The 12931-nt window shown below is 61.1% G+C and carries 13 protein-coding genes and 1 riboswitch; of the genes, 3 read left to right on the top strand and 10 right to left on the bottom strand.

Going from position 1 to position 12931, the window contains the following annotated elements; genetic code table 11:
- Positions 1-12 precede the first annotated feature (12 nt).
- From F7P80_RS11845 to F7P80_RS11865, 6 genes are all read right to left on the bottom strand, one after another.
- A complete protein-coding gene (locus F7P80_RS11845; RefSeq protein WP_058880476.1) occupies positions 13-1800 on the bottom strand; it encodes a nitrite/sulfite reductase in 1788 nt (595 codons plus the stop codon).
- 202 nt (positions 1801-2002) lie between these two features.
- Positions 2003-2368, bottom strand: a complete 366-nt coding sequence (locus F7P80_RS11850; RefSeq protein WP_151044949.1) for a hypothetical protein — start codon at positions 2366-2368, stop codon at positions 2003-2005.
- 96 nt (positions 2369-2464) lie between these two features.
- Entirely contained in the window at positions 2465-4243 is a 1779-nt protein-coding gene (mnmC1, locus tag F7P80_RS11855; protein WP_151044951.1) for an FAD-dependent 5-carboxymethylaminomethyl-2-thiouridine(34) oxidoreductase MnmC1, read from the bottom strand.
- Positions 4244-4274: 31 nt separating this feature from the next.
- On the bottom strand, positions 4275-4931 hold the full coding sequence (locus tag F7P80_RS11860) for a trimeric intracellular cation channel family protein (RefSeq protein WP_417034787.1): 657 nt from the start codon (positions 4929-4931) through the stop codon (positions 4275-4277).
- A gap of 202 nt (positions 4932-5133) precedes the next feature.
- Positions 5134-5231: riboswitch (glycine riboswitch) on the bottom strand.
- A gap of 115 nt (positions 5232-5346) precedes the next feature.
- Positions 5347-5508, bottom strand: coding sequence for a hypothetical protein (locus F7P80_RS16810; protein ID WP_170265377.1), 162 nt, complete (start codon positions 5506-5508; stop codon positions 5347-5349).
- A gap of 26 nt (positions 5509-5534) precedes the next feature.
- On the bottom strand, positions 5535-5807 hold the full coding sequence (locus F7P80_RS11865; protein ID WP_054067085.1) for an oxidative damage protection protein: 273 nt from the start codon (positions 5805-5807) through the stop codon (positions 5535-5537).
- 151 nt (positions 5808-5958) lie between these two features.
- Between F7P80_RS11865 and F7P80_RS11870 the strand changes: the two genes are divergently transcribed.
- Both F7P80_RS11870 and F7P80_RS11875 read left to right on the top strand, forming a co-directional pair.
- A complete protein-coding gene (locus F7P80_RS11870) occupies positions 5959-6984 on the top strand; it encodes a sulfate ABC transporter substrate-binding protein (RefSeq protein WP_054067086.1) in 1026 nt (341 codons plus the stop codon).
- Between the two features lie 39 nt (positions 6985-7023).
- Entirely contained in the window at positions 7024-7218 is a 195-nt protein-coding gene (locus F7P80_RS11875; RefSeq protein WP_130932729.1) for a hypothetical protein, read from the top strand.
- Between the two features lie 105 nt (positions 7219-7323).
- Here F7P80_RS11875 and mmsB read toward each other — a convergent pair whose 3' ends face one another.
- From mmsB to F7P80_RS11895, 4 genes are all read right to left on the bottom strand, one after another.
- Positions 7324-8223, bottom strand: coding sequence for a 3-hydroxyisobutyrate dehydrogenase (gene mmsB, locus F7P80_RS11880; protein WP_151044953.1), 900 nt, complete (start codon positions 8221-8223; stop codon positions 7324-7326).
- 115 nt (positions 8224-8338) lie between these two features.
- Entirely contained in the window at positions 8339-9505 is a 1167-nt protein-coding gene (locus F7P80_RS11885) for an acyl-CoA dehydrogenase family protein (RefSeq protein ID WP_151044955.1), read from the bottom strand.
- A 168-nt stretch (positions 9506-9673) separates the two neighbouring features.
- Positions 9674-10057, bottom strand: coding sequence for a lysozyme inhibitor LprI family protein (locus F7P80_RS11890; RefSeq protein WP_249041454.1), 384 nt, complete (start codon positions 10055-10057; stop codon positions 9674-9676).
- A gap of 42 nt (positions 10058-10099) precedes the next feature.
- Positions 10100-11623 (bottom strand): CoA-acylating methylmalonate-semialdehyde dehydrogenase, encoded by a 1524-nt coding sequence (locus F7P80_RS11895; protein ID WP_077345078.1) that lies wholly within the window; start codon positions 11621-11623, stop codon positions 10100-10102.
- Between the two features lie 123 nt (positions 11624-11746).
- Between F7P80_RS11895 and F7P80_RS11900 the strand changes: the two genes are divergently transcribed.
- Positions 11747-12643 (top strand): LysR family transcriptional regulator, encoded by an 897-nt coding sequence (locus tag F7P80_RS11900; RefSeq protein ID WP_151045019.1) that lies wholly within the window; start codon positions 11747-11749, stop codon positions 12641-12643.
- The last annotated feature ends 288 nt before the right edge of the window (positions 12644-12931 follow it).

Raw genomic sequence — 12931 nt, forward strand, 5'->3', positions numbered from 1 at the left:
TTCTCTTGGTATTCAGACGGCTTCTACGGCTTCAGGCGCGGGGTGGCGCGCAGCCTTGCCCGCTTCCTTGAAGGGGTCCAGCCCCACACGGCGAACGGTGTCGATAAAGCGCTCGCCCTGTGTGCGCAGGTCGCGGTAAGTGGTCAAGACGGCTTCGAGCACATCAGGCACTTCGGCTGCAGAGAAGGAGGGGCCAATCACCTTGCCAGCGACGGTGTCGCCCGAGAGCTTGGAGCCGTCCGAGCCGCCCAGCGTGACCTGGTACCACTCCTTGCCGTCCTTATCCACGCCCAGAATGCCGATGTGGCCGCTGTGGTGGTGACCGCAGGAGTTGATGCAGCCGCTGATGTGCAGGTCGATGTCGCCAATGTCGTCCAGCTCGTCCAGATCCTGGTAGCGCTGGGTGATGGCTTCGGCAATTGGCAGGCTGCGGGCATTGGCCAGTGCGCAGAAGTCGCCACCGGGGCAGGCAATCATGTCGGTCAGCAGGGCCACATTGGCGCTGGCCAGTCCCAGCGCGCGTGCGGCTTCGTACAGCGCGGTCAGCTGGCTCACATGCACCCAGGGCAGGACCACGTTCTGGTCGTGGGTGATGCGTGCCTCACCTGCGGAGAACTGGTCCATGAGTTCCGCCAGTGCTTCCAGCTGCAAGGCGGATGCATCACCGGGGGCCTGGCCGGGGCGTTTGAAGGACAGCGTCACGGCGCGCAGCTGCGGATTGCGGTGCTGGTGCACATTGCGTGTCAGCCAGCGGGCAAAAGCGGGCGTCTTGGCGGCGTAATCAATCAGTGCCTGCTCTGCAAGCGATGGGTTGACATCGGCAATCTCTGGCAGGACTGGGTCCACAAAGCAGGCCGCTACGCGGTCAAACTCGGCCTGTGGAATGGTGTGGGGGCCACCGTCCACCTCCAGAATCTGGCGGTACTCTTCTTCCACGGCATCGATATAGGCCTGGCCTTCGGCCTTGACCAGAATCTTGATGCGCGCCTTGTATTTGTTGTCGCGGCGGCCCAGCTCGTTGTACACGCGCACAATGGCTTCGATGTAATTCATGATCTGGTTCCAGGGCAGGAACTCACGAATCACCGTGCCGACGACGGGCGTGCGGCCCATGCCGCCACCGACGAAGACCTTGAAGCCAATCTCACCGGCTTCGTTCTTGACCAGGTGCAGGCCCACGTCATGCCAGCCGGTGGCTGCGCGGTCTTCCTTGGCACCCGAAATGGCAATCTTGAACTTGCGGGGCAGGAAGGCGAACTCTGGGTGCAGGGTGGTCCACTGGCGCAGGATTTCGGCGTAGGGGCGGGGGTCCACGATTTCATCGACGGCAATACCCGCCAGCGCATCGGTGGTGGTGTTGCGGATGCAGTTGCCGCTGGTCTGGATGCCGTGCAGATTGGCTGTGGCCAGCAGTTCCATCACATCGGCAGCCTTGGACAGGGGAATCCAGTTGAACTGCACATTGGTGCGGGTGGTGAAGTGGGCGCAGTGGGTGGGCAGGAACTTGGTGCCCAGTTTGCCCTGGCCTTCCATGGCGGCCTTGAAGACTTCGGCTTCAGGCTCGTCGTACTCACGGGCCACACGGGCCAGCACGCGGATTTGCTGGCTGTTCACTTCACCGTAGGGAATGGCCACGCGCAGCATGGGTGCGTAGCGCTGCACATACCAGCCGTTTTGCAGGCGCAGCGGACGGAAATCGTCTTCAGAGAGCTTGCCGGTCTGCCAGCGTTCGAGCTGGTCACGGAACTGGGCGGCCCGTTGCTTGAGGAATGCTTTGTCGAATTCTGTGTATTGGTACATGGCGCAGTCGCTGTCGTGGGTAGAGGCATTCAACGGCTGAAGGCCTCACGCTGGCTGCGGACTGTAAGCAAGCTCTTTATGATTTCAAAATATTATTTTGTTTTTGAACTATCTCTTTTTGTTATATAGATCTGCGCAGTTTGCAGCAAACCGGCGCAAAAAAGCTCCCGAAGGAGCTTGGCGCTTGTGCTAAGTCAATGACTTAAAAAGGCTTGATGGCCATCAGTGCACACAGTGCTAGCAGTATCAGCAGCTGCAATGCCAGCAGGCCGCGGCGCAGCGTCAGCTGTTCAACGGCGCTGGTACGCTTCGCGAAACCCGCAGACAGACCGTGCACCACGAACAGAACCAGGCCGATGTAGGGGTACATCATCTGCTGCCAGGGGCCGACAAAGGTCACAGCCAGTCCTGTGAGCGCGGCCAGGCCGCCAAAGATACGGGTGAACACATAGGCCAGTGGGCTGCGTGCTGCAGGCGCTGCCTTCCAGGCCATGAGTACAAAGGCTATCGACGCCAGCAGCGTGAGCACGGCCAGCAGCATGTGGGAGTGTTTGAGAGCGGTATACATGGTCTGAGAAATAAGAAAAACAAAAATGTAGCTTATACCGCAGGAAAATTCAGGGGTTGAGGTACTTTCTATTTTGAAAACAAGGGTTTATATGAGCTAGCAGCTCTCTTTTTTGATACTGCGCGCCAGGCGCTCTGTGCCCAGGTGCTGGGCCAGCCTGTGGTCCAGTGGCAAAGGCTCGCCATGCAGCTGGGCCGCGATGAGTTCGCCACAGAGCACAGACAGGGTCAGGCCTCGCGCGCCCATGGCTGTGCTGGCCCAGAGCCCGGGCGCAGCCTGGCTGACGGGCCCTGCAATGGGCAGGCGGTCATGACTGGCGCAGCGCACACGGCCCCAGGTGGGCTGGCAGTGCTCGTCTCCGGGCGTAAACCAAGGTTGCAACACCGGCGCGCTGCGTGGCAGCAGGGTGGAGAGCTTGTCGTAATTGACGGCATGGGCGGCGTCCTGATCGGCCTGGCTGATGGGCATGGTGTCCACATCGCGCTCAAAGGTAGAGCCCATGACCCAGGCATGGCCACCCTGCATGGGGACATGCGTGACCAGATTGCCATTGCCGTTGACGGGAAAGGGCGGCAGCGCTGTGGCATTGGCAGCTGTGTGCCAGCCCCAGCTGATCTGTCCGCGCAGTGACTGCAGCTCCCACTGCATGCCGTCTGGCAGCAGGGCAGGTGTGGCAGGGCCACAGGCGAGTATGAGCAGATCTGCCTGGGCGATCACCTGAGCAGCATTGTCGAGCGCCTGCCACTGACCGCCTTCGCTGCGAGCCAGGCGGTTCACCTGCGTGTTGCCCTGAAAACGAATCTGAGGATGCGCCAGCTGGGTCTTGACCAGCTGCGCAGGCCGCACCCAGCCCGCCTGTGCATGCCAGCAGGCGATGGTGTCGGCATCCAGCCCTGCGGTCTGTAGCTGCGCTGCGGTGGTGGCATGGCTCCATTGCGCGCCGGGGCCGTTGGCCCAGCTGGCAGGCAGGCCTGTGCCGCCATCGGTGCAGTGCTCGAGCACGCCGCTCAGGCCCCAGTCCTGATCTTTTTCGCACAGGTCGCGCAGGCGCTGCAGCGTCAGCCGCACCCCATTGCGTGACAGGCGTGAGAGTACGCTGTCGTCGGGCGAGACATGGGGGCAGAACAAGCCCGCAGGCAGGCCAGATGCACCATCGGCCGGTTCATCCCCTGCGCCGAGCACGGTGACCTGCCAGCCGCGCACGGCCAGGCTGCGCGCGACGGCGCTGCCAGCCAGCCCCGCGCCGATGACCAGTGCTGTGCCCGGCTGAGTGACAGCTTCGTGTTCCCCAGCACTGCGCTTGCGAGGCTCCCAGCGCGGTGCGTAGTGCGCCAGTGGCGGCTCGTGGCCATCTGCGAGGGCAAAGCCAGCAGCTTGCAGTGCCTGCTGCAGTGGCGCTGAAGGCTGACTGAGCTGCAGCACGCTGCCACGCTGGCAGTGGCGCGCCAGGGCTTTGACGCTGTAGGCGTCGGTCAGAAATTCAGGGTGCAGCAGCAGAGCATCGGCTGTGCTGGTCTGCTGGCGCAGCATGGTCTGGGCGTCGCCCACCCACAGCGTCAGCAGCACACGGCCTTGTGCAAAGCTCAGGCGGTGCACGCCGGGCAGCAGCCCGTACAGCTGCTGTGCCAGCTCCCGGGCTTGCGCTGTACATGCTGCAGGGGCTTGCGCCAGCACGGCATCTGCAGCCAGCGGCTGCGCCAGGATGCCGGTGAAATGCAGCAACTGGCTGCGCTGCGCATCGGCCTGCCACGCTGCCCATGCCTGCAGAAAGTGCTGGCCCTGCGCAAAGTCCGTGCTGAGCATGCGCCAGCAGGTGCGGCCTTGCCAGGCAAGCAGGTCAGGGTGAAGAGGGCAGGAGGCAAAAGAGGCAGGCATGAAACGCAGTCAATCAGTGCAGCAACGAAATTTACTCCCAGCGCTGCTGGTAGGAAAACACGGGCAGTCGCCAGCCAAAGCGGATGGCTGCCAGACGCAACGCCAGGCCGCCAGCAAAGCACAGTGCCGTGCTGATGCCCAGCGGCACCTGCAGCCACTGCAGGCCCAGATACAGCAGGCAGACGATCATGGAGACGCTGGCGTACAGCTCACGGCGGAAGACCACGGGCACCTGGTTGCACAGCACATCGCGTAAAATGCCGCCGCTGATGCCGGTGATCATGCCTGCCATGACCACGACCAGCGGGTCATAGCCGAGCTTGATGGCCACATCGCTGCCAATCAGCGAAAAAGCAATCAGGCCCATGGCATCCATGAGCAGGAACAGATGCTTCATGCGCTGCATGTAGCGCGCAATGATGGTGGTCAACAGACCGGCAGACACCACCAGATAGACATAGGCAGGGTGCTGCGTCCAGCCAATGGGGTAGTTGCCCAGCACCATGTCACGGATGGTGCCGCCGCCCAGTGCGGTGACAAAGGCAATCACGACCACGCCAAAAATATCCATATTGCGCCGCCCGGCAGCAAGCGCGCCAGACATGGCTTCGGCGGTGATGGCGATCAGGTAGATGACCAGAATGACGTTCAGCTGGGTGCTGAAGACGGAATGCAGAAAGTCAAGCAAGGTGGACACAGTGACACATGACGGGTGAGTCCACGCGCCAGCAGCCTGCCAGTGGCAAGAGGCTTGTGGGGCATGGAATAAGCCTCTCCCGCTGTCCTTTTACCTGAGAGTTTTTGCGCAACCCCTGTTTCGGCATGGGTGCGCTTGCCCCTTCGGTGAACCGGCTGGTCAGTGCTGACCCCGGCTGCTCTCCAGTCGGCGTATGTGTTCCGTGGTACTTGTGCCTGAGCGATTATGGGAGTTTGCGCCTTCGGCGGAGGTGGGCCGGATAAGGCTGCCTCGCTCTCCCACGGAATCCAAAACTTGTGATTATGGACCGAGTCCAGGCCTTTGCTGTGCGTGCAAGGGCATGCCGCTACAAAAAAGCCCATCCGTTTGGGGATGGGCTTTGGGGCAGGCAGTGCTGCAGGCGCAATTACGCGCTGGGAGGCACGTAGCCTGCCGCTGCATCGGCAGCGGCGCCAAAGAAGTGGTTTTGTTCAAACCCCTTCTTGATCGGCTTCATTGCATTACGCCGATGGCGGGACATATCCCGCCGCAGCGTCTGCGCCGCTGCCAAAAAAGTGGTTTTGTTCAAACCCCTTCTTGATCGGCTTCATTGCATTACGCCGATGGCGGGACATATCCCGCCGCAGCGTCTGCGCCGCTGCCAAAGAAGTGGTTTTCCATTTGACGGGCGAGGTACTGGCGGGCACGGGCATCGGCCAGGTTCAGGCGGTTTTCGTTGACCAGCATGGTCTGGTGCTTGAGCCAGTCGGCCCAGGCTTGCTTGCTCACATTTTCAAAAATGCGCTTGCCCAGCTCGCCGGGGTAGGGTGGAAAGTCCAAACCTTCAGCGTCTTGACCCAGTTTGATGCAATGAACAGTACGTGCCATGGGGTTCCTCTATGGATTTCAGATGTTTAGGTAATAAAGAACTGAAATCTTATTGGTTTAAGTTTTGAAATCTTGCTTTCAGAATGCAAGGCGACGAACAAAAAGCACCGCAACGCACCGTTTTGTCACCACATTCCCAAGAAAGCAGAACATGAAAAATCGCCGCAACTTTATCAAGTTTCCTGTTGCCCTCAGCCTTCTGGTGGGCTTCTCCTTGGGCGCAGTGCCATCTTTCGCTGCTGAGCCCGTGACCCTGCTCAATGTCTCCTACGACCCGACCCGTGAGCTGTATGTGGACTACAACAAGGCATTTGCCAAGCACTGGAAGGAAAAAACCGGCCAGGACGTGAGCGTCAAGCAGTCGCACGGCGGCTCGGGCAAACAGGCGCGCTCCATCATTGACGGCATTGACGCCGATGTGGCCACGCTGGCGCTGGCGGGTGATATTGATGCCCTGGTCAAGAACGGCAACCACCTGGCGGCTGACTGGCAACAGAAGCTGCCCCTGAACAGCGCGCCTTACACATCGACGATTGTGTTTCTCGTCAAAAAAGGCAACCCCAAGAACCTGAAAGACTGGGATGACCTGGTCAAGCCCGGCGTGCAGGTGATTACGCCCAACCCCAAGACTTCGGGCGGCGCACGCTGGAACTACCTGGCGGCCTGGGAATTTGCCAAGCGCAAAAACGGTGGCGATGAAGCCAAGGCCAAGGAGTTTGTGAAAAAGCTCTACGAAAACGTGCCCGTGCTGGACACCGGCGCGCGTGGCTCCACCATCACCTTTGTGCAGCGTGGCGTGGGTGATGTGCTGCTGGCCTGGGAGAACGAAGCCTTTCTGGCACTGAAGGAGTTTGGCCCCGAGAAGTTTGAAATCGTGGCACCTTCGATTTCCATTCTGGCCGAGCCTACCGTTGCCGTGGTAGACAAAGTCGTAGACAAGAAGGGCACACGTGAGGTGGCGCAGGCCTATCTGGAGTACCTGTACTCTGAGGAAGGCCAGAAGATTGCAGCGCGCAACTACTACCGCCCGACCAACGACAAGATCAAGGCCGAGTTTGCGCAGCAGTTCCCCCAGCTGGAGCTGTTCACCATTGACCAGGCCTTTGGTGGCTGGGCCAAGGCGGACAAGGCACACTTTGCCGATGGCGGCAGCTTTGACCAGATTTACGTGAAGTAATAAGCAGCCTGCGCTCTCGCTGCTGCAAGGAGGAGGACCATGACACCGACCACCAGACCGTTTGTGCAGGCTGCGCCGTCGCAGCAAGTGTTGCGTGTGCTGCGCACCACCGCCAGGCAGTGGGGCATGTGCATGGTGCTGCCTCTGAGCCGCGCCACGGCACCAGTACAGCAGCCATCAAAAACCGATGCGCCCTGTGCAAGGCACACAGCTTGCGATAAGGCGGCTGCATAGACAGGTCCGAAGCAGGTACATAGCACTTGCAAAAAAAGCCAGCTGGATATGTTCCAGCTGGCTTTTTGCATCTTCTCGCCGGTGGGGCAGCGTAATGGCTTGCGCCTAGGCCCGGGGCTGGAAGGCCTGGATGATGCTGGAAAAGTCCAGCCCACCATTGCCCTTGAGGCTGTGCTGCGCGTAAATGGAACGGGCCAGTCCACCCAGTGGGGTGCTGGCCTTGACGTGGCTGGCATTTTCCTGGGCCAGCCCCAGGTCCTTGAGCATCAGGTCGGTGCCAAAGCCGCCTGCGTAGCCCTTGCTGGCAGGGGCGTTCTCATGCACGCCGGGGAAGGGGTTGTATTTCTCCAGCGCCCAGTTGCCGCCTGAGCTGCGGCGCATGATTTCGGACAGTACCTTGGGGTCCAGCCCGTTGGCTACGCCCAGGGCAATGGCCTCGCTGGTGCCAATCATCAAAATGCCCAGCAGCATGTTGTTGCAGATCTTGGCCGTCTGGCCTGCGCCCACAGGGCCTGCGTGGAAGATGTTGGCCCCCATTTTTTCCAGATAAGGCCTGGCGCGCTCGAGCTGCGAGGCTGTGCCGCCCACCATGAAGGTCAATGTGCCAGCAATGGCCCCGCCAGTGCCACCGGAGACGGGTGCATCCATGAAGTCAATACCTGCTGCATCGGCCGCCTTGGCCACTTTCTGGCTGCTGGCGGCGGCAATGGTGGAGCTGTCAATGACCAGCGTGCCGGGGGCGATATGGGTCAGCAGGCCGGGTGCGCCGTCCTTGCCGAGGAATAGCGCTTCCACATGCGGGCTGGCGGGCAGCATGGTGATGACCACCTTGGCGCCTTCCACGGCATCCTGTGCGCTGACGGCAGCTGTTCCCCCTTCGGCCACGACTTTGGCAATGGCCTCTCTGGACAGGTCAAAGGCGCGCACGTCGTTCCCAGCCTTGGCGAGGTTGATGGCCATGGGCGCACCCATATTGCCCAGGCCAATGAATGCAATCGTTGTCATGCTGTCTCCTTATTAAAAATAGATAGCTGCTTGCGCTTGTATTTATTAGCTTTCAAGATGTTTTGTGCCTGAAAACCAGGTATTTCAAGCGCTGGCAGCTTTTGTTTTGATAGTGTTAGCGCAGGGCCTGCGGTGCATCCGCCTCCAGCATGCGCCGCGCAATGATGAGGCGCATGATCTCGTTCGTGCCTTCCAGAATCTGGTGCACGCGGGCGTCACGCAGCAGGCGCTCCAGCGGAAAGTCACGCAGATAGCCATAGCCGCCGTGCAGTTGCAGGGCTTCGTTGCAAACCATAAAGCCCGCATCGGTGGCAAAGCGCTTGGCCATGGCGCAGTAGGTGGAGGCGTCGCGTGCGCCTGCGTCCAGCTTGCTGGCAGCCAGCCGCACCATCTGGCGCGCGGCGACCAGCTCGGTCGCCATATCGGCCAGCTTGAACTGCAAGGCCTGAAAGCTGGCCAGCTGCTTGCCGAACTGCTTGCGCTCCTGCATGTACTGCTGCGCCTGCGTGAGCGCGCCCTGGGCTGCGCCCACCGAGCAGGTGGCAATATTGATGCGCCCGCCGTCCAGCCCCTTCATGGCGATCTTGAAGCCTTCGCCCTCGCTGCCCAGCAGGTTGTGTGCGGGAATGCGCACCTTGTCGAAATTGATGACGCGCGTGGGCTGGCTGTTCCAGCCCATTTTTTCTTCCTTCTTGCCGTAGCTGATGCCAGGGGCATCCGCAGGCACGGCAAAGGCGCTGATGCCATTGGCCCCAGAGTCTGCTGCGCCCGTGCGTGCCATGAGCACCAGCACATCGGTGCTGCCCGCGCCGCTGATAAAGGCCTTGGCACCGTTGATCACGTATGCGTCGCCCACACGCTCGGCACGGGTCTTGAGCGAGGCCGCGTCAGAGCCTGCGCCCGGCTCAGTCAGGCAGTAGCTGGCCAGTTTCTGGCCGCTGGTCAGCAGTGGCCCCCATTCGGCCTTGACCGCGTCGCTTGCCCAGGTACCCAGCATCCAGGTGGCCATGTTGTGGATAGTGATAAAGGCCGTGGTGCTGGGGTCCACGGCGGCCATTTCCTCGAACACCAGCGTGGCATCCAGCCGGGGCAGGGCCAGCCCGCCAATGGATTCTGGTGCGTACAGCCCACAAAAGCCCAGCTCTCCAGCCTGTGCAATCGCTTCGCGCGGGAAGATGCCTTGCGCATCCCACTGCGCCGCATGGGGGGCGAGGGCACTTTGCGCAAACTGGCGCGCAGTGTCGGCAAAGGCGCGCTGGTCTTCGCTCAGTTCAAAGTCCATGGTGGTCTCCTTTTTCGCCGCTAACACCACCCTTGATACGTTGTTGCGAAGCCTTGCCGTACGCTTGGTACTGTCTGCGGCTTCGCGCCTCGTCTCAAGCGCAAACCTACGGTCTGCTGGGCGCTGTTAGCGGCTTTTCTTTAACTTCTCCATGGCTGTTGTGCGGCGCTAGCGCTGGGCCGGTGCGCCGTGGTGCAGCCAGTGCATCAAATCCTGGCGCCGTTCCTGTGTCAGCTCGCTCAGGCAGTCATGCAAGCGCTGTGGCCAGTTAGCCGCTGCTTCATCGGCCGCATGGCGTGCCTTGCAGGTCGCGTGGCGCTGGCGGTTCCAGGCCGACTGCTCCTTGCGCAGCAGCGGCCGCTCGTTGGCAGACAGGGCCCGCATCACATCGCCATAGAGGATGTGGTGCGCGCTGTCGATGGCCTGAAAGCGCTGCACGGCACAGGCGTTGACATGTTCGGCAGCCGCGCTGTCCGGCACGCAGGCCGCACCCGCTTGCGCCCATGCGGCGGCAGGGGCCAGCACAGCCAGCCCGAGAAAGAGAGAAGTCATTCGCATGCCTCCATCATCTCAGAGCGGGCTGTGGCCTGGGGTTTACTTCAGGCTGATGGTGGTGTTCACGCCCTGGCCCGTGGTGCTGTCGTCAAACCAGCGTGCGGTCACGGTCTTGGTCTGGGTGTAGAACAGGATGACCTGCTTGCCGTAAGGGCCCAGATCGCCCAGCTTGGAGGCGCGGCTGCCGCTGAAGGAGAACAGGGGTACAGGCACGGGAATCGGCACATTGATGCCGACCTGGCCCACATCAATGTCTTCCTGGAACTTGCGTGCCGCTGCGCCGGACTGCGTAAAGATGGCAGTGCCGTTGCCGTTGGGGTTGGCGTTGATGAAGGCTATGGCTTCGTCGATGCTGTCAGCTGCGACCAGGCACAGCACGGGGCCAAAGATTTCCTGGTCGTAAATGCTCATGCCGGGTTGGACACCGCTGAAGATGGTGGGGCCCACGAAGTTGCCCTTTTCATAGCCGGGCACCTGGGGCCTGCGGCCATCCAGCTCCAGCTTGGCACCTTCGGCAACGCCACGTTCAATCAGCCCCTCCACGCGGGAAAGCGCCGCGCAGGAGACCAGTGGGCCTACGTCGGTGCCGGGTTCGGTGCCAGCGGACACCTTGAGCGTCTTGGCTTTTTCCACCAGCTCAGGGATCCAGTTCTGGGCTTCGCCGACCAGCACCGCCACGGACACGGCCATGCAGCGCTGGCCCGCCGCACCAAAGGCTGCGCCAGCCAGGGCGTTGAGCGTTTGCTCCTTGTTCGCATCAGGCAGCACGATGGCGTGGTTTTTCGCGCCCATCATGCATTGCACGCGCTTGCCGTTGAGGCTGGCGCGGTTGTAGACATGGGTGCCCACCTTGGTCGAGCCCACAAAGCTGATGGCCTTGATGTCGGGGTGGTCGCAGATAGCGTTGACCACGTCCTCGCCGCCATGCACCACATTGAGCACGCCGGGGGGGATGCCAGCTTCCAGTGCCAGCTCGCACAGGCGCATGGTCACCAGTGGATCTTGCTCGGAAGGCTTGAGCACAAAGGTATTGCCCGTGGCAATGGCCATGGGGAACATCCACAGCGGAATCATGGCCGGGAAGTTGAAGGGGGTGATGCCTGCACACACGCCCAGTGGCTGCAGCAGGGTATAGGTGTCCACCCCGTTGGCAACGTTGTTGGCCAGCTCGCCCAGCTGCAGGTTGCCAATGCTGGCTGCGTGCTCTACCACTTCCAGACCACGGAACACATCGCCTTCGGCATCAGGCAGGGTCTTGCCTTGCTCGGCTGTGAGCAGGGCGGCCAGCTCCTTCATGTTTTCACGGATGAGCTGCTGCAGTTTCAGGAAGATGCGGGCGCGGGTGCCAATGGGCGTTTTGCGCCAGGTCTTGAAAGCTTGCTTGGCATTGCTGACGGCCAGATTCACTTCCTCGGGCGTGGCAAAGGGCACGCGGGCCAGCACCTCCTGGGTGGCGGGGTTGACCACATTGCGCCATTGCGTGGTCTTGGACTCTACAAACTCGCCGTTGATCAAGAGTTTGACGCTGGGTGCCAGTACGCCGGCTTGTGCTGCTGCATTCATGCTGTTGTCTCCTTCTCAAGTGTTTTCATGGGTATGGAAGCCATCCTAGATGTGCAAATCTGCTGCAGCAATACGCGTTTACGCACCTTGGCTTTGCATAAATGCACAGGCACACTGCTGGATATGGACTGGGACCATTTGCGTTTTTTTGCAGCGCTGGCGCAGACCGGCACGCTGGCCGGGGCTGCACGCGTACTGGGCGTGGAACACACCACGGTGGCGCGGCGCATTCAGGCGCTGGAGCAGCACATGGGCTGCCCGCTGTTTGTGCGTGAGGCCTCGGGCCACAGACTCAATGCAGCCGGGCAGCAGCTTTGGCCTGTGGCGCAGGCCATGGAGCAAGCCGTGCGTGGCATGGAGCAGCTGTCCATGCCGCAGGCCAAAGCTGCGGCAGAGGTGGCAGGCATGGTCCGCGTGGGAGTGCCGGAAGGGCTGGGGGTGCAACTGCTGGCCGCACCTTTGGCCCAGCTGGCCCGGCAGTACCCCAAGCTTTCCATAGACCTGCTGGCCTTGCCCCGGCTGATGCACCTGTCACGGCGTGAGGCGGACATCGTGATTTCGTTGGAGCGGCCCAAGCGGGGCACGGTGGTGGTGAGCAAGCTGGCGGACTACCACCTATATCTGTATGGCGAGCGTCAGTACCTGGCACGCAGACCTCTGGTGCGCAGCAGCGAGGATTTGCGCCACCACCAGTTCATTGACTATGTGGATGACTTGCTCTTCACCAAGGAGCTGCAGTTGCTGGCCCAGATTTACAAGCCACGGCAGTACGTATTTCGTAGCACCAGCATTGCTGCGCAGTACGCAGCCGTGCGTGCAGGGGCAGGGCTGGCAGTGCTGCCTGCATTTCTGGCGGACAAGGACCCGCTGCTGCAGCGCGTGCTGCCAGATACGGCCACTTTCGAGAAAACATTCTGGATGAGCATGCCGCAGGAGTCGCGAACGGTGCCGCGCATCCAGGTGGTGTGGCGCTTTCTGAAAGGCATGGCCAAACCGCTGGAAGAGCGCTTGCAACCGTAGTGCTGATAGCTTGTGCCATATCACCTTGTGCCACGTGTGCCATGCGATGCAGGCGTGGGCCATTTCGCCCCAAAAATATGGCCAGCTCATAAGCCCAGCAGAAGCAGAACTCAATCAACTTTGTCTGCGTGATAGCCAAATCGCACTGATTCTCAGGTAATATTTGTTTGCATTTGCAGGCTGCAGGGATGGGGCAGCCGACTCTTTTCTGCTGACCGCCATTTTGATGGCGGCTTCCTGCTTTTATGACGGTAATACGTACAAGACTCAAAAAAACCTGGTTGCTTT

The sequence above is a fragment of the Comamonas kerstersii genome (assembly GCF_008801935.1).
In the GTDB taxonomy this organism is placed as follows: domain Bacteria; phylum Pseudomonadota; class Gammaproteobacteria; order Burkholderiales; family Burkholderiaceae_C; genus Comamonas; species Comamonas kerstersii.

Coding starts and splice junctions, on each gene's coding strand:
- F7P80_RS11900 (WP_151045019.1), top strand. CDS start 11,747: ATGGACTGGGACCATTTGCGTTTTTTTGCAGCGCTGGCGCAGACCGGC.
- F7P80_RS11875 (WP_130932729.1), top strand. CDS start 7,024: ATGACACCGACCACCAGACCGTTTGTGCAGGCTGCGCCGTCGCAGCAA.
- F7P80_RS11865 (WP_054067085.1), bottom strand. CDS start 5,807: ATGGCACGTACTGTTCATTGCATCAAACTGGGTCAAGACGCTGAAGGT.
- mmsB (WP_151044953.1), bottom strand. CDS start 8,223: ATGACAACGATTGCATTCATTGGCCTGGGCAATATGGGTGCGCCCATG.
- F7P80_RS11845 (WP_058880476.1), bottom strand. CDS start 1,800: ATGTACCAATACACAGAATTCGACAAAGCATTCCTCAAGCAACGGGCC.
- F7P80_RS11885 (WP_151044955.1), bottom strand. CDS start 9,505: ATGGACTTTGAACTGAGCGAAGACCAGCGCGCCTTTGCCGACACTGCG.
- F7P80_RS11850 (WP_151044949.1), bottom strand. CDS start 2,368: ATGTATACCGCTCTCAAACACTCCCACATGCTGCTGGCCGTGCTCACG.
- mnmC1 (WP_151044951.1), bottom strand. CDS start 4,243: ATGCCTGCCTCTTTTGCCTCCTGCCCTCTTCACCCTGACCTGCTTGCC.
- F7P80_RS11890 (WP_249041454.1), bottom strand. CDS start 10,057: ATGACTTCTCTCTTTCTCGGGCTGGCTGTGCTGGCCCCTGCCGCCGCA.
- F7P80_RS11870 (WP_054067086.1), top strand. CDS start 5,959: ATGAAAAATCGCCGCAACTTTATCAAGTTTCCTGTTGCCCTCAGCCTT.
- F7P80_RS11895 (WP_077345078.1), bottom strand. CDS start 11,623: ATGAATGCAGCAGCACAAGCCGGCGTACTGGCACCCAGCGTCAAACTC.